The organism is Streptomyces sp. NPDC102274 (assembly GCF_044766385.1).
Lineage (GTDB): Bacteria > Actinomycetota > Actinomycetes > Streptomycetales > Streptomycetaceae > Streptomyces.
Genome location: NZ_JBIWLW010000132.1, coordinates 1 through 2,172, shown reverse-complemented (window position 1 = coordinate 2,172; position 2,172 = coordinate 1). Strand labels below are relative to the sequence as shown.

At 70.0% G+C, this 2,172-nt stretch carries 1 protein-coding gene; it reads left to right on the top strand.

The window, feature by feature from the left end:
• A partial coding sequence (locus ACIRQP_RS42355; protein ID WP_403900809.1) for a type I polyketide synthase occupies positions 1-2,172 on the top strand: 2,172 nt, incomplete at both ends.

The window sequence follows — 2,172 nt, the reverse complement described above, 5'->3', positions numbered from 1 at the left end:
GCGGCTGGCCGTGCTGTCGGCGGTTGAGCGTCAGGAGGTGTTGTTGGATCTCGTACGGGGTCAGGTCGCCCTGGTCCTGGGGCACGCGGACGCCACTGCGGTCAACCCGGGCCGCGCCTTCCGCGAGCTGGGCTTCGACTCGCTCACGGCGGTGGAGCTGCGCAACCGGCTCAACACCACCAGTGGGCTGCGACTGCCGGCCACGATGGCCTTCGACTACCCGACGGTTCAGACGCTGGTCGACCATCTGCTCGATGAACTGCTCGGCTCCGAGGCCGCGGTGGCCATGCCGGCCGGCACGCGGACCGCCGCGGTGGCCGACGACCCGATCGTTGTCGTGGGGATGAGCTGCCGGTATCCGGGCGGGGTGGCCTCGCCGGAGGATCTGTGGCGGCTGGTCACCGAGGGCGCTGATGCGATCTCGGGCTTCCCGACCAACCGAGGCTGGGACGTGGACGGGCTGTTCAACCCCGACCCCGACCACATGGGCACGTCATACACGCGGGAAGGCGGCTTCCTGCACACCGCGGGCGAGTTCGACCCGGCGTTCTTCGGGATGTCGCCGCGTGAGGCGCTCGCCACCGACTCGCAGCAGCGGCTGCTGCTCGAAGCGTCCTGGGAGGCGATCGAGCGGGCCGGTATCGACCCGGTGTCGCTGAAGGGCAGCGCGACCGGCGTGTTCGCCGGTGTGATGTACAGCGACTACACCACTCTGCTGAGCGGCCCCGAGTTCGAGGGCTTCCAGGGAGGTGGCAGCACGAGTCTGGCGTCGGGCCGGGTGTCGTACACGCTGGGCCTGGAGGGCCCGGCGGTGACGGTGGACACGGCGTGCTCGTCGTCGCTCGTCGCGATGCACTGGGCGATGCAGGCGCTGCGCAGCGGTGAGTGCACCCTGGCGCTGGCCGGCGGCGTGACCGTGATGTCGACTCCGACGGTGTTCGTCGACTTCTCGCGACAGCGCGGACTGTCTCCCGACGGCCGGTGCAAGGCGTTCTCCGAGTCGGCCGATGGTGTGGGCTGGTCGGAGGGTGTCGGCATGCTGGTGCTTGAGCGGCTGTCCGACGCGCGGCGTAATGGCCACCAGGTGCTGGCGGTGGTCCGGGGCTCGGCCGTCAACCAGGACGGTGCGTCAAACGGATTGACGGCGCCGAACGGCCCGTCGCAGCAGCGCGTGATCCGTCAGGCCCTGGCCAGCGGCGGACTCGCGGCCGACGACGTCGATGTGGTGGAGGCGCACGGTACGGGTACGACGCTGGGTGACCCGATCGAGGCGCAGGCGCTGCTGGCCACATACGGCCGGGACCGCGACCCGGCGCGTCCGCTGCTGCTCGGTTCGGTGAAGTCGAACATCGGTCACACCCAGGCCGCGGCCGGTGTGGCGGGTGTGATCAAGATGATCATGGCGATGCGTCATGGAGTACTGCCGCGGACGCTGCACGTGGACGCCCCGTCCTCGCATGTGGACTGGTCGGAAGGCGCGGTGGAGCTGCTGACCGAACAGACGCGGTGGCCGGAGGTCGGTCGCGCGCGGCGAGCGGCTGTGTCGTCGTTCGGCATCAGTGGCACGAACGCCCACATCATCCTGGAGCAGCCGGCCACGGTGATCCGGGGAACGGTGGTCGCCAGGCCGGAGGCTCCCGTGGTGGAGCCGGGTGTGGTGCCGTGGGTGCTCTCCGGCAAGACGCCGGAGGCACTGCGCGGCCAGGCAGCCCGGCTGCTCTCCTACGTCGAGTCCGGCCCGGAGCTGCGGCCTGCGGATGTCGGCTACTCACTGGCCACGGGCCGGTCGGTCTTCGACAACAGCGCGGTGGTGCTGGCGGACGACCCTGCGGACGCGGTACGAGCCCTCTCGGCTCTGGTTTCCGGTGACCCGGATCCATCGGTGGTGTCGGGTTCGGTCGTCGGAGGGAAGACGGGGGTGCTGTTCTCGGGCCAGGGCAGCCAGCGGCTCGGTATGGGCCGTGAGTTGTACGGGCGGTTCCCGGTGTTCGCGGAGGCGCTGGACTCGGTACTCGCTGTGCTGGATGTCGAGTTGGGGCGTTCGCTGGGTGAGGTGATGTGGGGTGAGGACGCCGGGCTGCTGAATGACACGGGGTTCACTCAGCCGGCGTTGTTCGCGGTGGAGGTGGCGTTGTTCCGGTTGGTGGAGTCGTGGGGTGTGCGGCCGGACTT